The 16,765-nt window shown below is 44.4% G+C and carries 14 protein-coding genes and 1 pseudogene; 3 read left to right on the forward strand and 12 right to left on the reverse strand.

Annotated features, from left to right (window positions below; genetic code table 11):
• The first annotated feature begins 137 nt into the window (after window positions 1-137).
• The 3 genes from GBI16_RS15630 to GBI16_RS15640 all read left to right on the forward strand — a co-directional run bounded on the left by GBI16_RS15630 (window position 138) and on the right by GBI16_RS15640 (window position 2,137).
• The gene (locus tag GBI16_RS15630; RefSeq protein WP_086208637.1) at window positions 138-842 is read left to right on the forward strand and encodes a CoA transferase subunit A; all 705 of its coding nucleotides are present in this window, start codon (window positions 138-140) and stop codon (window positions 840-842) included.
• 2 nt (window positions 843-844) lie between these two features.
• Window positions 845-1,492, forward strand: coding sequence for a CoA transferase subunit B (locus GBI16_RS15635; RefSeq protein ID WP_087527926.1), 648 nt, complete (start codon window positions 845-847; stop codon window positions 1,490-1,492).
• Window positions 1,493-1,750: 258 nt separating this feature from the next.
• A complete protein-coding gene (locus GBI16_RS15640) occupies window positions 1,751-2,137 on the forward strand; it encodes a carboxymuconolactone decarboxylase family protein (protein WP_151707417.1) in 387 nt (128 codons plus the stop codon).
• 100 nt (window positions 2,138-2,237) lie between these two features.
• Here the strand turns inward: GBI16_RS15640 and GBI16_RS15645 are convergent, their stop codons facing one another.
• The 12 genes and pseudogenes from GBI16_RS15645 to GBI16_RS15700 form a co-directional block, all read right to left on the reverse strand.
• A complete protein-coding gene (locus GBI16_RS15645) occupies window positions 2,238-4,337 on the reverse strand; it encodes a TonB-dependent receptor (RefSeq protein WP_151707422.1) in 2,100 nt (699 codons plus the stop codon).
• A gap of 94 nt (window positions 4,338-4,431) precedes the next feature.
• Window positions 4,432-6,855: a glucose/quinate/shikimate family membrane-bound PQQ-dependent dehydrogenase gene (locus GBI16_RS15650; RefSeq protein ID WP_151707418.1), complete on the reverse strand. Its 2,424-nt coding sequence runs from the start codon at window positions 6,853-6,855 to the stop codon at window positions 4,432-4,434.
• A gap of 180 nt (window positions 6,856-7,035) precedes the next feature.
• Window positions 7,036-8,355, reverse strand: a complete 1,320-nt coding sequence (locus tag GBI16_RS15655) for a carbohydrate porin (protein ID WP_110975813.1) — start codon at window positions 8,353-8,355, stop codon at window positions 7,036-7,038.
• Window positions 8,356-8,411: 56 nt separating this feature from the next.
• Window positions 8,412-9,872 (reverse strand): NosD domain-containing protein, encoded by a 1,461-nt coding sequence (locus GBI16_RS15660; RefSeq protein ID WP_086208642.1) that lies wholly within the window; start codon window positions 9,870-9,872, stop codon window positions 8,412-8,414.
• A gap of 44 nt (window positions 9,873-9,916) precedes the next feature.
• Complete coding sequence (gene aroD / locus GBI16_RS15665) at window positions 9,917-10,774, reverse strand: type I 3-dehydroquinate dehydratase (protein ID WP_086208643.1); 858 nt, start codon at window positions 10,772-10,774, stop codon at window positions 9,917-9,919.
• 150 nt (window positions 10,775-10,924) lie between these two features.
• Window positions 10,925-11,554 carry a protocatechuate 3,4-dioxygenase subunit alpha gene (pcaG, locus tag GBI16_RS15670; protein ID WP_086208644.1) on the reverse strand — a complete coding sequence of 210 codons (630 nt, stop codon included), beginning with the start codon at window positions 11,552-11,554 and terminating at the stop codon, window positions 10,925-10,927.
• A gap of 15 nt (window positions 11,555-11,569) precedes the next feature.
• Window positions 11,570-12,295 carry a protocatechuate 3,4-dioxygenase subunit beta gene (pcaH, locus tag GBI16_RS15675; protein WP_004981392.1) on the reverse strand — a complete coding sequence of 242 codons (726 nt, stop codon included), beginning with the start codon at window positions 12,293-12,295 and terminating at the stop codon, window positions 11,570-11,572.
• A gap of 26 nt (window positions 12,296-12,321) precedes the next feature.
• Window positions 12,322-12,756 (reverse strand): 4-carboxymuconolactone decarboxylase, encoded by a 435-nt coding sequence (pcaC, locus tag GBI16_RS15680; protein WP_004981395.1) that lies wholly within the window; start codon window positions 12,754-12,756, stop codon window positions 12,322-12,324.
• Window positions 12,757-12,770: 14 nt separating this feature from the next.
• The gene (locus tag GBI16_RS15685; protein ID WP_151707419.1) at window positions 12,771-14,126 is read right to left on the reverse strand and encodes an MFS transporter; all 1,356 of its coding nucleotides are present in this window, start codon (window positions 14,124-14,126) and stop codon (window positions 12,771-12,773) included.
• Between the two features lie 42 nt (window positions 14,127-14,168).
• Window positions 14,169-14,945 (reverse strand): 3-oxoadipate enol-lactonase, encoded by a 777-nt coding sequence (pcaD, locus tag GBI16_RS15690; RefSeq protein ID WP_404814616.1) that lies wholly within the window; start codon window positions 14,943-14,945, stop codon window positions 14,169-14,171.
• Window positions 14,946-14,953: 8 nt separating this feature from the next.
• On the reverse strand, window positions 14,954-16,309 hold the full coding sequence (locus GBI16_RS15695) for a 3-carboxy-cis,cis-muconate cycloisomerase (protein ID WP_151707421.1): 1,356 nt from the start codon (window positions 16,307-16,309) through the stop codon (window positions 14,954-14,956).
• A 22-nt stretch (window positions 16,310-16,331) separates the two neighbouring features.
• Window positions 16,332-16,765, reverse strand: a pseudogene (locus GBI16_RS15700) (acetyl-CoA C-acyltransferase); the annotation flags it as partial.

Consider the following 16,765-nt stretch of genomic DNA (forward strand, 5'->3'; position numbering starts at 1 on the left):
ACCTAGTTCTCTCTTTTTCCTTCTTTAATATTAATGATTAATGAGTTTTTTTTATTACACATTAGAAAGATTCAATTTCTAAAAAAAGCAGTGCAATGCTAAAAAAATAACAAGCAAGGAAGATCAGGAAATAAAGGATGAATAAAGTTGTCGCAAATGCAGCTGAAGCATTGGCTGATGTGGTTGCCAATAATCAAACTATCGCTGTTGGTGGTTTTGGCCTCTGTGGTATTCCAGAAGCATTAATTGATGCCTTAAAAGAAACAGGTGTCACAGGTTTAACCTGTATTTCAAATAATGCAGGTGTAGATGGCTTTGGTTTAGGTAAATTATTAGAAACTAAACAAATTAAAAAAATGATTGCGTCTTATGTCGGTGAAAACAAAGAGTTTGAGCGCCAATATCTGAATGGTGAACTTGAAGTCGAGCTCACACCACAAGGCACACTCGCAGAAAAACTACGTTCAGGCGGTGCAGGTATTCCTGCATTTTTCACCCAGACAGGTGTAGGTACTCTCATTGCCGAAGGCAAAGAAGTTCGTGACTTTGATGGTCGTCCACATATTTTAGAAATGTCTCTCACTGCGGACATTGCTTTAGTCAAAGCCTACAAAGCCGATAAAGCCGGTAACTTAGTGTTCCGTAAAACCGCGCGTAACTTTAACCCTGACTGTGCTATGGCAGGCAAATTCACCATTGCTGAAGTCGAACAAGTGGTTGAAATTGGTGAAATTGATCCAGATGACATCCATTTGCCGGGGATCTACATCAACCGTGTGGTGCTCAATGCCACCCCCAAAAAGCAGATCGAACAACTGACCATTAAAGCAGAGGAAGCTTAATCATGGCTTGGACACGTAATGAAATGGCGCAGCGTGCTGCCCTTGAACTCGAAGATGGTTTTTATGTCAACTTAGGTATTGGCTTACCGACTTTAGTGGCCAATTATCTACCCGAAGGGATCAATGTTTGGTTGCAGTCAGAAAATGGCTTGCTCGGTATTGATGAATTTCCAACCCGTGATGCAGTCGATGCAGACTTGATTAATGCAGGAAAACAAACTGTCACCGCACGCAAAGGGGCTGCATTTTTCTCAAGCTCAGAATCCTTTGCCATGATTCGTGGTGGTCATGTCAATATTGCTATTTTAGGTGCAATGGAAGTCTCTGAAACGGGCGACTTGGCAAACTGGATGATTCCGGGTAAAAAAGTCAAAGGCATGGGCGGTGCAATGGACTTGGTCTCTGGTGTACAAAAAGTTGTGGTGCTCATGGAACACTGCGCCAAAGATGGCACGCCAAAAATTGTGCCTCAATGTACCCTACCACTCACGGGTAAAGCTGTCGTTAGCCGTATCATTACTGACTTAGGTGTGATGGATATCACTGCTGAAGGGGTGAAACTGGTTGAACTGGCACGCGATGTGAGCCTAGAACAAATCCAGAAAGCGACTGGCTTAGCACTGATCATTAATGACTTTAAAGCTGCTTAAGTACAAAAACGACATCATTCAAAGCAGCTTCGGCTGCTTTGTTATTGGGATCAATCAAAAAAAGATTTTCAGTTAAAAAGAAGCTTCTTTATAGCCTTTAAATCCAACATAAAACCAGCATCACCGTGACCAAGTCTATCTCCCGATATTCTCGAATTTACCGAATGATGACTCCTGCGCACATTTTTTAACTCAAATACCTGATGAAAAATTAATCCGCTCGGCTACTATATTTGCATTCCACATCCAGAGGTTCCCATGTCACAACAAGATTATGAAGATGGTTTAAAAGTTCGCACAGAAGTCATGGGCGAATCTTTTGTTAAACGTGCTCAAGACAATACTGTACCTTTCACCCAACCTTTGCAGGACTGGATTAATGAACATGCTTGGGGCTCAACATGGCAACGTGAAGGTGTTTTACCACGTAAATATCGCTCGTTAATTACCATTGCATTTTTGACGGCACAAAAGAGTCCAACAGAACTCAAAGGCCATGTTCGTGGTGCGCTAAATAACGGTGCAACGGTTGAAGAAATTCAAGAAGTCCTTCTGCACAGTTTGCCTTATTGCGGCGCACCTGCAACTCAAGAGGCGTTCCGCGCTGCACTGGAAGTGATTCAGGAATATCAAAGCAATTCATAAATAGACTAAGTGCCCATACAAAAGCGTTATATTGCAGTCGTATGGCGCAATTCATCTGGTTTGGCTATGCCGTATTTTTTGCCTAGCCAAACCATTTTCATTAAAAGGCTTTAGTCACACTCATGCCAACGCTAAAGTTTCGACCATCGGCCGGTTCAAAGAAACGACTATTGCTGTCATTCACAATCACTGAACCAACATAGTTACGGTCAAACAGGTTATCGACTCGAGCATAGCTGTTTACTTTCCAGTCACGGTTTACCCATAAGTAGCCGACATTTGCAGCCACAACGGTATAACTTGGTGCCGTATCTGAGTTGATATCATCGACATAAATTTTATCCATATAACGTGCTTCTAAGCCTGCTTGAAAGCCTTGCTCAGGTTGCCATGCAATACGGGTAAACACTTGGTTTTTGGCAATTCCGGGAATATATGTCCCTTTTTCAATCAAAGGTTTGGTGCTAGTTGCTGCAATATCGGCATCAAAAGTGGCATCTAAATAACTATAGCTTGCACTAAGTTTTAAATCCTGCCAAAGCTGATGTTGCCAAGCCAGCTCAGCGCCTTGTCGTAAGGTTTGTTCTGCATTACGAAATGTATTGCGTCCCGCATTGGCATCATCAGGCACAATGTCATTTTTAGTGACAGTATTGAAAACAGCCAATGTAAACAGACCAAATGCATTTTGAGACTTTAACCCAAGCTCATAGGTATCACTACTTGCAGGTTTTAAATCGAAATTAATTCCCGATGTGGCCAATGTAGGATAAGCCATTTCGGTAAAGGTTGGGGTTTCAAAGCCTTTGCCATAACTGGCATAAGCATAGAGTTCAGGTAAAATTTCCCAGCCTAAAGCCACAGACGGCAATAATTTTTGATAATCCGTTGAACCACTGTCATCACCATTCCCTGCTACAATATAATGGTCTTCCGACTCATAATGCACATTGCTATAGCGTAAGCCTGTATCAAGATGCCACGTGGGTAAGAACTGCCATGAGGCCTGCACATACGGATCTAAATTCCATAAGGTATTATTTTCATTACGACGTAAATCACCTTTCACGCCAAATTTCCCTTGATTATTATAATTGTTATAGCCTTTACGATCTTCGACCATTCGGTCTAAAGCCACACCAGCAACCAAAGTTGTATTCGGTAAAAGTGCTTTCCCAGTCCAACGGAAATCTGCGCCATAATAATCTCGGTCAAAATCAATCACACCACCTGCATGGCGAGCATTGGCTTGTGGTCCCTTTGGAATCGACTGATATTGTACGACCTGTCGGTTACCCAAATAGAACATGCTATATAGCTCTTGTTGATCATTCAGCGGCTTCGTCCACGTCAGCCCAGTTTGGGTTTGCTCGATTTCTTTGCGCACATTATAGATATTGTTGCTGTCATTCACTTGCTTCGGGTTGGCTTTCCACTGCTCACGACTGAGACCTTGTGGATCATCGGCATCAATATCAACACGGTTCATCACCCAGTTGATTTTACTGCCATCTTCTAAGTTCCACGTCAGTTTGGCATTATTCAATACTTTTTGTGCTGCACTATGGTCTCGAAAACCATCAGTATCAAAATAAGAAGAACTAATCACATAAGCGGGTTGATTGGCCTGTTCGGAACCCCCTTGTAATTGGATATTGGCTTGTTGCTTATGGTGGCTGCCTGCATTGAGTCCTACTTGGATTGAGTCTTTCCCTTGTCCTTCTTTGCTCTCAGCTAAGATGGTTCCCCCTGATGAGTTGCCATATAAAGATGAAAATGGCCCTGTCAGTACTTCGATGTGATCTAAACTATTGAGGTCAATATTAGAACTTTGCCCTTGGCCATCAGGCATGGTCGCAGGAATACCATCGACATACATTCGAATGCCACGCACGCCAAAAGTCGAACGAGCGCCAAAGCCACGCATCGAAATCTGTAAGTCTTGCGCATAGTTTTCACGGTTATTGATTTGTAAGCCTGCAACCCCTTGTAAAACTTCGGATAAGTTTACATTGGTATTGTTTTGTACTGCAGCCGCTTGGACTTTTTGAATAGATGCAGAAGTCGATAACAACTCGCTATCGGTATGTACCGCTTGGACAGTGATAACAGGAAGTTGATATTCTGTCGTTTCTGCATAAGCATGCATCGTTTGTAAAATAACTGCAGTCAATAAGGCTTGTTTAAAAGGCGCAGGCATCAAATAAGTTAATCGCACAATATTTCCTTGCTTGTTATTACCATAAAAACGGGAAGCCTATCATCTCGACAGGCTTCCCATACAATAAAACGTTTTAATCGGCTAAGCTATACGCAACCACATAATCGCCATGATCAGGCGACTGACGTGCTCCACCTGCGGAAATGACCACATATTGCTTGCCTGTTTTTGGAGAAATGTAGCTCATCGGTGTACCTTGGCTACCCACGGGTAAACGCGCTTTCCATACTTCTTCACCATTCGATGAATTGAAAGCACGTAAGTAGAAGTCTTGCGTTGCAGCAAAGAACACTAAACCACCTTGCGTCGCCATTGGGCCACCAATGGTTGGCATACCAATCGGCGCTTTTAAGCCCATTTTAATGCCCATTGGGCCAGTATCTTCAACCGTACCTAAAGGCACCTGCCAAGCCACTTGACGGGTTTTCATATCAATCGCCGTCATGGTTCCGAAAGGTGGTTTTTGGCATGGAATACCCAGTACTGACATAAAGCGGTTTTTATTCACTTTATACGGTGTGCCTTTCATTGGCACTGCGCCCATACCTGTGTTGACCTTCTCTCCGCCACTGGCTTCAAGTTTTAAATCTTCAGGTGTTTGTTTAATCAGCTGAATCCACAGACCTAGGCGCATGTCGTTGACAAACATATAACGGTGCGTCGGGTCAAATGCAATACTGCCCCAGTTCATCCCACCCAGCGAACCTGGAAAACTTAAAGATACATCAGAACCCGGTGCCGTAAAGAGACCGTCATAGCGCATTGATTTAAAGTTAATCCGACACATCAACTGGTCAAATGGCGTTGCGCCCCACATGTCCGATTCAGTCAAAGTTTGATTGCCAATCTGTGGCATTTCAACTGAACGCGGCTGAGTTGCACTGTATTGCTCATCAGGGATATCTGCAGCTTTTACAGGTTGCTCAACCACTTTGGTTAAAGGCTTGCCTGTCACACGGTCAAGTACAAAGAACTGACCTGACTTGGTGCCAATGACGACAGCAGGTTTGGTTTGCCCATTTTGCATTGGAAAGTCGACCAAGCTTGGCTGCATGGGTAAATCGAAGTCCCAAAGGTCATTGTGAACAGTTTGATAAACCCACTTCTCTTGACCTGTGGTTGCATCTAAAGCCAAAACGGAAGAATTGTACTTATGATCTACAGGTTGACGGTTTCCGCCCCAAACATCGACCGATGAACTCCCCATCGGTAAGAACACCGTGTTCATTTGCGGGTCGTAGGACATTGCCGCCCAAGAGTTAGCCGAACTACGTTTATAGATTTCACCCGGTTTGAGAACATAGTTTGGATTTGGGTTACGTGGATCAAAAGCCCAACGCAATTGCCCAGTAATCACATCATAAGCACGAATCACACCACCCGGCATATCCGCTGCAAAGTTATCAGCAATACGACTCCCGACAATGATGCTGGTGCCTGCAATAGTTGGCGCCGAGGTCACTTCAAAACGAGGCGCTTGCGTGCCCGCACCTAAACCTTCCAGTAAGTTCACCGTTCCATCGACACCAAAGTCTTTACAGCGCTCGCCTGTATCGGCATTGACTGCAATTAAACGACCATCAGGTGTATTGGTATAAACACGACGCGGACATGCAGTATTATTTGCCACCGCAGTCACCGCACTTGCACCTGCTAAAGTCGGTTGTACCAAGGCTTGAGTCGAGTCAAAGTAACCTACACCACGGCAACGCTCCCAAGCATCCGCTTTAGAGTTCACTTCAGCCTTCCAGATTTGTTTACCTGTGTCTGCATCTAAAGCAATAATGTTGTTATGCGGTGTACATAAAAAGACTTTATCACCGACCTGCAAAGGCGTGAGCTGGTCTTCTGCGCCATTACCCGTACCTGTGGTCATATCGCCTGTTTGAAAGCGCCATGCTTCTTTTAACTTAGACACATTATTTCGATTGATCTGATCCAGTGCGGCAAAACGACTTCCACCAGCATCATTACCATAGTGCGACCAATTCACTTGTTGAGTTTGAGCCGTTACAGGCACTAGAGGTAGCTCTTCACCACTGGCTTTTACCGTTGGATGTGGAATAAACATGCCATATAAACCACCCAGCATACCTAACACCGTCAAACCACCTAAGGCATAAGCAGGTGCTGAAGGTGCAATTTGAAATTGGTACTTACGAATAGCAGGTAAAGTAAAACACAGTGCGGCAAATAAACCCGCAGGAAACATTAACCGTGAATGGAGTGCCCAAAAATCCCAACCTGCATCAAACAGTGCCCAGACCACGGTTCCAAGAAAAACCAAGGTAAAGATCCAAACACCCAAAGCTTTTTTTCTAAAAATAAAGATTGCGGAAATGGTGGTTAATACGCCTGCAATCAGGAAGTACCATGAACCTCCTAAACTAATCAGTTTTCCACCACCGATTAAATAAAATAAGCCAGTCAGCAATAAAGCCAAGCCTAATATAAAGCACCATATTTTAAATATGGGTTGAGATTGCGCTTCGGACATACGTTTTACTCCAAATGCTGTGTTTTAAATGACCACTCCTACTTTGTTCTGAGCATCATTCACACCACATCCAAACTTTTGAGCATCCACAATTGGTTTGCTTCAGCAACGAAAAAAAGAGCATTTAAATTCAGCAATCACATCGCTGATATTTTAAACACTCTCCCACTTCAAATACGATTAAAAATTCACCTTAACGCTAAGGCCCGCCACCCATGCATCATCTACTTCTTTCACCCCAGAAGGTTGATAGATATATTGCAAGTTGGGTCTGAGCATCACCGCAGGAGACCATTGGTAGGTATAGTTCAACTCAACATTGAGTTCGTCATGTTGAATTGGGACATAATCGCTGGCGAGCGCGTCATAACTGTAATAACCACGGCCTTCGTTGGTGGCGATTTGTTTATCCGTCACACGGCTATTCACCACATAGTTAGCTAAACCAAAGCCAATCGAGTCATTAGGGCGGCTGTCAAAAGGACCTTTATACCAAAGTGCCAACTGCTGCGTACTTTCTACGGCAGTAGTATCTCGGTCATTGATGACCCCATTGAAACTGATATATAAACCACGTTTAGGATCAGCCCCATGTTGGGTCAGTTGTTGTTGAGCATTCAACCAAAAACTATATTTGCCATCGTGGATTTCTCCTGATGTCCCCACATCTTTAGCTTCTGCTGTGGAATACAGTGCGCCGAGTTTATATTCGCCCGGTAAACCATTAAATGTGGCAAGTTTTGGTTTCCATGCCAGTTCAACTGGAATGGTGGCCCCTTCGACATTGTCCATATCGAGGTTAAAACCATCACTGTCCGAATCTGTTTTGACATTGTCAGGATTAACTTCATAGACCCCAACACCAAGTGACCAGTCTGGTGCAAATTGGTATTTAACATTGGTGCCCCATAAGCTGACAGGCCAGTTATACCAAATCGAACCGATAGATTTGCCCAACTGTCCACCACACAAAAGTAAGTTCTGAAACTCACATTGCGAGCTGTTAAAATCATCGGACATGCCCATACGACCAATCTTAAATTGGACACGGTTATCATCAAATCCTGTTTTAATCCATGCTTGGGTTAAGCGCCAGATCTTGCCACGTCCATAAATTTCTTGAGTATTCCCCAAGGTGCTGGCACGTGGATCTTTAATTCGCGCTAAAGTTAATGAATTACCATCACGTTTGGTAATCATTAAGCCTGCTGTGGTATTTTCCCAACCTGCAATTTTGTTTAAATCAAAATTGGCACCTAAGGTCAACTGTGCAGCATTGTCAAAACTTCGGTCATCGTTATAACCACCAGCCAAATTGGTCGCTGCTTGGCTCATAATCGAAGCTGTAAATTTATAACCTTGATCTTCCAGTTGCTTCCGTTCACCGTTCCAATCGCCGAATAACCATTGACGGTCTGCCGAGTAAAATTCATTGGCTGACGCCAATTGGCAAGTTAAAAGCGCCAAAGATAATGTGCCTAGTTTTAAGAGTTGTTGCATAACCAAACATCCTTTTTTGTGAGGAAAGCTCAACCGAACTTTCCATGCGGTTTTTATTATTTAATGCGAACAGCTGGACTCAATTCAGAGGTCGCCCCTAAGTGATCTGTGACATTGGCGGTGACATTCGCCACACCACTTGCCACTTTCCATGTTGCTTGACCCTGACCTTGTGCATCGGTTGTCACCACTTGAGTACCTAAATACTGCTCTGCTTCTTGACTCTTCGCTTGACGATTGGCAAAGAATTCAACCTGATAGCGTTGATTTGGTTGTGCTTGTACTTCAGCCGTGACTTGACCTTTGCTATAGCTTAAACGTGGCGCTTGGATATTTTGGTTGGGTATCGCATTACAACCCTGTTCATTTGGCTGGGTACAGGTTTTTTGCAGTTTCGCTGCTTCAATGACCACACCACCCCCACGAGAACCGACGAAGCCAGCATGTTCTAGCGCAGGCACAGCAAACACAATGGCACCTAAACGTTGATTGGGTACACACGAACCACCCGCTTCACAGCGCTTAATATCTTTGCCATTGTCCCAAATTAAGTTTTTGGTCAAGGTTGTGCGGGCATTGGCATCTTTTTCTGAACGAATGGCTATCCCTAAACGGTTAGCATGAACTTTATTGCTGTCAAAAATGTTGCCATCACCCGTGAGGTTAAAGCCAATTGAGTTGTTGGTCAGTTCGTTATAAGCGATGTAATTGCGCTTACCCCAGTTGATTTGCAAACCATCAGAGTAATTTTCAAATTTGTTACCGACCACCGCATTATCATTGCCCCACAGGATTTCAATTCCTTGTGACGGTTCTGGATTGGCTTTGGTTGAAGTAAATAGGTTATTAGCGACAAGGTTAAATGCCGCGCCACGAGTGAGTTCAAGACCATCGCCATTATCTACAAATAAGTTATTTAAAACTTTGTTGTTATTGGTGGTGGTCGAGGTTGGATTGCCCTTACCATCATCACCCGTCAACATCACGCCTGAACCACCGTAGTTATTACTGATACGGTTATGTTGAATCAAGTTATTGCTTGAACGGTTCACCAAAACGCCAATACAGAAACGGTGAATATCGAGACCTTTTAAGGTCACACCATTAACATCTTGCAGAACCAGACCCGGTAAAGTCATGGTACGGACATTGGTGCCATACTGTTCAGGGTTTGCCCCTGGGCAGGCTTTAGCGCCCTCACCTTTAATATAGTTTGAACCATCAATCACAATAAACTCGCCTGTTTTGTCCCATTGCATCCCGATGATCTTCACTGAAGACTTAATTGGCGGTAAAGGCTGATTTAGTTTAATGGTATAAGGTGCTTTGCCCACAGCTTGGATGTGAATTTCATTTTCTTGCGCCGTATTGGCATTCGATTGTTCAATTGCCCAACGCAGTGAACCTTTTGCACTATCATCCTGATAACGATCCACAATATAAGTTTCTGCACTGGCCAAACCTGATGCCGCTAAACTCAAAACCAATGTGGTCAAACGTAAAGTTGATGGTTTCATATTTTAAATCCTTTTCTATCCTTGAACATGAATAACGCAGTGCATTAAGGGGTTGGTTGTACAGTTTTCAGCAACTGTTTGAGTTGAGTCACATCAATTTGACCTGGTGCAGAAGCTTCACCAATCATGCCGAAACTTAGGCTGCCACCCATGTTGGCAGTCGCCACACGTGAAATGGTGCCCAACTGTCCCATCGACATGGTCAGTAGTGGTTTTTGAGTTTTTTGACTGACCGCCAAGGTGGCATTCATGAGGGTAAAGACATCTTGTTTTGACTTTGGCATTACCGCAATTTTCAAAATGTCGGCACCCATCTGATCTTGTTTTAGCAGACGGTTTTCAATGTCTTGTTGCTCAGGTGTTTTTGCAAAATCATGATTCGACATGATCACCAACACCTTCTTGTCATGCGCCAATTTGGTTAATTTCGCCACACTGCCTGCATCACGGAACATTTCAATATCCAGCAATTGCATAAATGGCTTTTTCAGGTATTCACGATAAATTTTTTCATAGTTTTGGTCAGACACCGTCATTTTTCCGCCTTCGTTATGGGTACGAATAGTGGCGATTAACGGTTTGTCTTTTAAAATTTGATTCAACTGCTGACCCAATGCCATCACTTTTTTAGTGTCGGCAGAAAATTCCAATAAGTCGATACGAAACTCAGCCACATCTGCGTTTGGATTACTGGCAATCACTTTTGCTTGGGCAATCGCTTGTTCAGCCGTTTTTGCGGTAATCGGCACAATGGTTTTGACAGGTAAGTCACCAATATTGAGGTTTTTCACCACATAGTGTTGTACGCTTGATTGAGCTACTTCCGCTGCAAATGCTGGCATTGCTGCTAAAACAGCACTGCTTAAGCAAAGTTGCATCGCAATTTTTTTGATTTTCATCATTACATTTCCTTGTATTTACAAACTATTGCCTGACTTCTGTCATCAATGGCAAATATACGTGGGATGAACGAAATGGGTTATGCCATCACCACGCATAAACTTTTATCTTTAGAATTAGTTCAAGATGTCTCGCACTAAATCTTGGAAAATTTAGATATCCAAAAAGACCGTTTCGTCTTCTCCTTGAATACGAATGTCAAAGCGATACACCACTTCACCATCACGCTGTTCACGTTTTGCAATGAGGGTTTGACGACGAGGTGCCCACTCAATGCCTTTCAGCACAGGATCTTGTGCATTGGCTTCCACTTCATCTTCAAAATAGACACGGGTGTTCAAACCGATGTTGATACCACGTGCAAAAATAATCAGTGCAATATGCGGGGCTTGAGTTGCGCCTTTACGTCCCGGAACAGCACCCGGTTTAATGGTATTGAAACTCCAAAAACCAGTTTCAAAGTCTGCCCCTGTACGTCCCCAGCCGAGGAAGTTCGGATCGACTGCTTTGCCTTGAATATCCGCTGCACTTGGATACACGCCGTTGGCATCTGCCTGCCAAATTTCAATCAATACATCGCGTAACGGCAAACCTAGACCGTCGAATACTTGACCCTCTAAGCGAATACGTTCGCCTAAGGTTTTTTCTTGAACCAACTGATTGTTAAAGTTGTTTTCAAAGACTTCAATGTTGGCTTGTTGGGGCAACAAACCAATGTGTACGTATGGCCCACCTGTTTGAGATGGCGTTTCATGCAATTCTTGAAAGTTCCAATGGTTCATGTTGCTCTCCCTGAATTAAGTCAAATCATTTTCGAAATATGTCGCACGACGACCACGTAAAGTGATGTCAAAGCGGTAACAACGGCTGTCTGCTTCAATGAAGTTGCTCTTATCCTCAAGAGCAATCAGCGCGCGACGTTGTTCTTCCGAAGGAATGGTTTTAATAATCGGACACGAATCAATCAGCGTATCGCCTTCAAAATAGAACTGAGAAATAAGACGCTGCGCCCAACCATCGGCAAGCAAAGAGAAATGGATATGAGCAGGACGCCATTCATTAATACGGTTACGCCAAGGATAAGGACCCGGTTTAATGGTACGGAACACAAAATAGCCATTGGCATCCGTCATCATGCGGCCACAGCCTCCAAAGTTCGGGTCCATTGCACCAATAAACTGATCATTTGGATGACGATAACGACCAGAAGCGTTGGCTTGCCACACTTCAAGCAAGGCATTTTTAACTGGACGCCCAAACTGATCACGGACATAACCATGCACAATAATGCGCTCACCAATCGGCAAACCTTCTTTGGCATAGTTCAAAATCAAATCGTTATCTTTAGGCCCAAACTGCTCCGCACTAAACTGTGGTGAAGTCACTTCAGTTAATGTTTCTGCAATCGAAATCAACGCATTTTTGGGCGAGCGTAATACACTGGTTTTATAGCCGGGTGCGTATGCTGGCGGGTGATCTTCGGTATTGCGTTGTGCATAAGCACCTAAAATAAGTTGCGACATGTGACGTCCCTCTTAATCTTGTTCCATTACTCTTGATTCGTTTGTTCTTGGCTAAGCTGCTGTTCGCTCAGCTTTTGCGGGGCAATGCCCAAATCTGCAAAAACTTCTTCTGCCATGTGCATGGCTGCATTGGCTGCGGGCAAACCGGCATACAGTGAACAGTGCAAAATCAACTCTTTTAAGTCGTCCTTGGTCACACCATTGTTAAAACAAGCACGTAAATGCATACGCAGTTCGTCTTCACGGCCCAGTGCCAATAACACCGCAATGGTGACTAAGCTACGGGTGTGGCGCGGCATGCCTGGTCTAGACCAGACTTCGCCCCACGCAAAACGACTGATAAAGTTTTGAAAGTCAGCATTGAAATCATTTAAGTTCTCAAGTGAACGACCGACATGCTTTTCACCCAGCACTTCAGTGCGTACAGTGATTCCTTGTTCATAACGTTGTTCATCATTCATGGGAGAAACCTCAATTAGGTCGCATCGGTATGTGCGACCAGTGATTTAACAAAAATAGCGACTGCTGCTGCTGTTGCTGGAATTAACAGCAGACTTAAAATGGCAGTAAACGACCAGTCATTGCCCAGTAGAACTGCGCCAATCCATGCACCAAATACCGCACCGAAGCGCCCAATCCCAGACATCCATGCCACACCTGTTGCACGGCATTGGGTTGGATAAAAACGAGCACTCAGCGCTGGCATTGCCGACTGTGCACCATTAATTGCAACACCTGCGCAAAGCACTAAAATGGCAAGTAGGGTTGGATTTGCTAAGCTCTGACCAACAGCAAAGGCAAAGATCCCCGCGACAAAGTAGAAGCCTGCAATAATGCGGTTCGGGTTGAAACGGTCCATTGCCCAGCCAATAAATAAAGCACTGAGGACACCGCCAAACTGGAATAAACCACCAATAAATGCAGCACGTTCCATGGTTGCGCCAGTTTCACGCATTAAGGTTGGTAACCAACTGGTGAGTAGATAAATCATCACCAAACCCATGAAATAGGTCAGCCACAATAAAACCGTGCCTTTGACATATTTCTGAGAGAACAGCATGCCAAACACACCTTTCTTCTCGGCACCTTCAGTTTTTTCTTCAGGTACATGAAACTCAGTGACACCCTGTACTTGCGTCGGTGCAATACGCGTCAAAATTTTACGAACTTTTTCGGGGTCACGACCTTTCACAATCAAGAAACGATAGGATTCTGGCAGGAAGAAAATCACCAAGATCATCAAGATCAGTGGCGACCAACCGCCCAGTAAAAATAAGCTGTGCCAACCAAAGGTTGGGATCAACCAACTGCTAATGAAGCCACCTGTCGCCATACCTAAGTTGTAACCACAGAACATACAGGTCACGAGTAACGAACGTGAACGCTGCGGGCAATATTCAGAAAATAGCGTGGTTGCATTCGGCATTGCAGCACCCAAACCAATACCCGTTAAAAAGCGCAAGACCACCAAGGTATTTAAGTCAGACGCATAGGCTGATGCCAAAGTAAAGCCACCAAAAATCAGCATCGAAACACTTAAAACAATCTTTCGCCCAAAGCGGTCAGCGGTTGGACCAGACACCAAAGCGCCAATAATCATGCCACCTAAAGCCGCACTCATGACTGGCCCTAATTGCGAGCGGTCTATTCCCCAGTCTTGTGCCAAGGCTGGAGCAATAAAACCCATTGCCGCAGTATCAATACCGTCAACAAAAACAATGAGAAAACATACAATTGCGATCAACCACTGATATTTGCTAATCGGTGCATCATTAATCAGTGCTTGTGCGTCTATACTCGTTTTTTGAGTAGCGTATTCCTGAGACGCCATACCTGCCTCCTTGGGCTGAAAGTCCTTTTAAAAATCCTTAAATTATTGAATCGATCCAATAAACTGAGTCAGGGTTTGGTTAAACAGCTCAGGTTGTTCAATATTGGAAAGATGCGATGCATCAATCACCGCTAATTCACTCTTTTGAATTTGTTGTTGCATAAAAACGCCATCTGCCACTGTCGTGACTGGGTCAAATGCACCCGCAATCACTAAAGTTGGAATCTGAATCTGCTGAATTTCTGTGCTCAAATCAGCCTTAGCCAATGCTCGGCAAGATTCTGCATAACCCAATGCTGGCGTAGTCGCTAAAGACTGAATGGTACGCTGAGCCAAAGCATCGTGTTGATAATCAAACTGCTCGCTGAACCAACGTGTATGCGTGGTCGCGACCAAATCTGCTAAGCCATTGGCTGTCACAGCATCTGCACGAGCATTCCAACCTTCTTCAGTCCAAATTTTGGCTGCTGAGTTCGCCACAGTGATACTATGAAAACGATCTGCATGGTGAATACCGAGCCACAAAGCCGTCATACCGCCCATTGAAATCCCGCAAAAATGCGCTTTTTCAATGTTTAAACCATCAAGAATATCAATCACATCTTCTGCAAGGTTTTGTACAGTGGTCTGTTCAATCACATCGCTTTGCCCATGACCACGCGTGTCATAAGTCACCACTTTGAACTGCTGTTCGAAGGCAGCAACTTGTGGCTGCCACATGCCTTTATCGGTACCCAATGAGTTTGAAAATACAATCACAGGTGCATGGTCTTGCCCACTAATTGCCACGGATAAAGTCTTGCCTTGACGATTGGTCATCGTGATATTCACTTTGCCTCTCCTTTTGCTTCTTGCAACACCGCATCAATCTGGTCTTGAATATTGCCGAGATATGATGCGGGTTTAAAAATTTCTGAAATCTGGGCTACGCTGAATAAGTTTTTAACTTGATCCAATTCAGCAATCACATCTCTTAAGTGCACACCTTTTGCAACAGCTGTTTTACATGCGTCCTCTACCAGATGATGAGCTTGTAAACGTCCGATGTGTGGTGCCAAAGCCATCATCACCGCTTCCGCCATAATTAAGCCTTGCGTACATTCCAAATTGCGTTGCATATTTTCAACATTGACTTGCATCCCCTGTAACACATCCAAAGTCCGCTCTAAAGCACCTGCACAGAGTTGGAAAATTTCAGGCAACGCCAACCATTCCGCATGCCATCCACCTAAACTACGCTCATGTTCCTGCACCATGCTTTGATACAAACTCGACATCAGCACAGGCACACGATTGGCTGCAGCCAATACAGATGCTGCCGCGACAGGATTACGCTTATGTGGCATGGTTGATGAGCCACCACGCCCTTTCGCTGCTGGCTCAAATACTTCTGCAATTTCAGTTTGCATCATCAAAGACCAGTCACGTGCCATTTTTCCCAGACTACCTGTCACTATTGCGAGAACACTCGCCACTTCGACAATACGGTCGCGCTCACCATGCCAAGTACAGCTTGGAACAGAAAGTTGTAACTGTGCTGCAAATGCTTGCACAACTGCTGTGCCTTGATTTTGCAAAGATGCCAATGAACCCACTGCACCGCCTAATTGCGCAGTAAACACGCGTGATTTCATGGCTTCAATACGCACTAAATCACGATGAAAAGCCGAAGCCCAACGTGCAAATTTATGTCCCAACGTAATCGGTAAACCTTGCTGTAACCATGTGCGTCCAATCATCACTTGTGAACGATATTGTTCAGCTTGGGTCAATGCAGTGCGGTAACATTGTTGAATTAAAGATTCCACCTGTTGTAGCGCAGCACGGCATTGCAAAAGACAAGCTGTATCTAAAATGTCTTGACTGGTTGCGCCCCAATGCACATAACGCGCAGCATCTTCATCACTTTTTTTCACAATTGCAGTCAATTGCTTCACAAAAGGAATCGCGATATTGCCCGCCAAGCCTGTAGCAAGAGCTAAAGCATCAAAATCAATCTGATCAATCGCAGTCTGGGCAACTTGGGAAATTGCTGTTGCTGCAGATTCTGGAATGACGCCGACCTGAGCCTGCGCTTGTGCCAAGGCAACTTCAGCCTCAATCATGTATGACACCAAGGCGCGATCACTGAAAATTTCAGTCACCTCGTTTTGGTAAAATAAGCTGGCATATAACTGGCTCATGATCGCTATCCTTAAATCTGCTTTAAACGCGCTGAATAATCAAAGCAATCCCTTGACCGACACCAATACACATCGAACACAAGGCATAGGTTCCACCCGTTTGTTCTAATTGGTTTAAAGCTGTGGTGACTAAACGTGCGCCCGATGCACCGAGTGGATGACCGATGGCAATTGCGCCACCGTTTGGATTCACTTGAGTGGTGTCGTCCGCTAAACTAAGATCACGCGTGACCGCCAGTGCTTGTGCTGCAAAGGCTTCATTTAGTTCAATCACATCCATCTGTTCTAATGTCAGATTGGCTTGTTTGAGGAGCTTCTTGATGGCAGGTGCAGGTGCAAAGCCCATGATGCGTGGTTCTACCCCCACAGCCGTAGATGCAATAATCTTGGCACGTGGTTTAAGTTGGTACTGCTCAACCGCTTGTTCCGAAGCAATCAGTACAGCAGCCGCACCGT

The sequence above is a fragment of the Acinetobacter sp. TUM15064 genome, from assembly GCF_008980265.1.
Classification (GTDB): domain Bacteria; phylum Pseudomonadota; class Gammaproteobacteria; order Pseudomonadales; family Moraxellaceae; genus Acinetobacter.

Bases quoted from the DNA above. Each gene is read 5' to 3' on its own strand.
- GBI16_RS15640 (WP_151707417.1), top strand. From the start codon at position 1,751: ATGTCACAACAAGATTATGAAGATGGTTTAAAAGTTCGCACAGAAGTC.
- GBI16_RS15630 (WP_086208637.1), top strand. From the start codon at position 138: ATGAATAAAGTTGTCGCAAATGCAGCTGAAGCATTGGCTGATGTGGTT.
- GBI16_RS15645 (WP_151707422.1), bottom strand. From the start codon at position 4,337: ATGCCTGCGCCTTTTAAACAAGCCTTATTGACTGCAGTTATTTTACAA.
- GBI16_RS15635 (WP_087527926.1), top strand. From the start codon at position 845: ATGGCTTGGACACGTAATGAAATGGCGCAGCGTGCTGCCCTTGAACTC.
- GBI16_RS15650 (WP_151707418.1), bottom strand. From the start codon at position 6,855: ATGTCCGAAGCGCAATCTCAACCCATATTTAAAATATGGTGCTTTATA.
- pcaD (WP_404814616.1), bottom strand. From the start codon at position 14,945: ATGACCAATCGTCAAGGCAAGACTTTATCCGTGGCAATTAGTGGGCAA.
- pcaG (WP_086208644.1), bottom strand. From the start codon at position 11,554: ATGAACCATTGGAACTTTCAAGAATTGCATGAAACGCCATCTCAAACA.
- pcaC (WP_004981395.1), bottom strand. From the start codon at position 12,756: ATGAATGATGAACAACGTTATGAACAAGGAATCACTGTACGCACTGAA.
- aroD (WP_086208643.1), bottom strand. From the start codon at position 10,774: ATGATGAAAATCAAAAAAATTGCGATGCAACTTTGCTTAAGCAGTGCT.
- GBI16_RS15660 (WP_086208642.1), bottom strand. From the start codon at position 9,872: ATGAAACCATCAACTTTACGTTTGACCACATTGGTTTTGAGTTTAGCG.
- pcaH (WP_004981392.1), bottom strand. From the start codon at position 12,295: ATGTCGCAACTTATTTTAGGTGCTTATGCACAACGCAATACCGAAGAT.
- GBI16_RS15655 (WP_110975813.1), bottom strand. From the start codon at position 8,355: ATGCAACAACTCTTAAAACTAGGCACATTATCTTTGGCGCTTTTAACT.
- GBI16_RS15685 (WP_151707419.1), bottom strand. From the start codon at position 14,126: ATGGCGTCTCAGGAATACGCTACTCAAAAAACGAGTATAGACGCACAA.
- GBI16_RS15695 (WP_151707421.1), bottom strand. From the start codon at position 16,309: ATGAGCCAGTTATATGCCAGCTTATTTTACCAAAACGAGGTGACTGAA.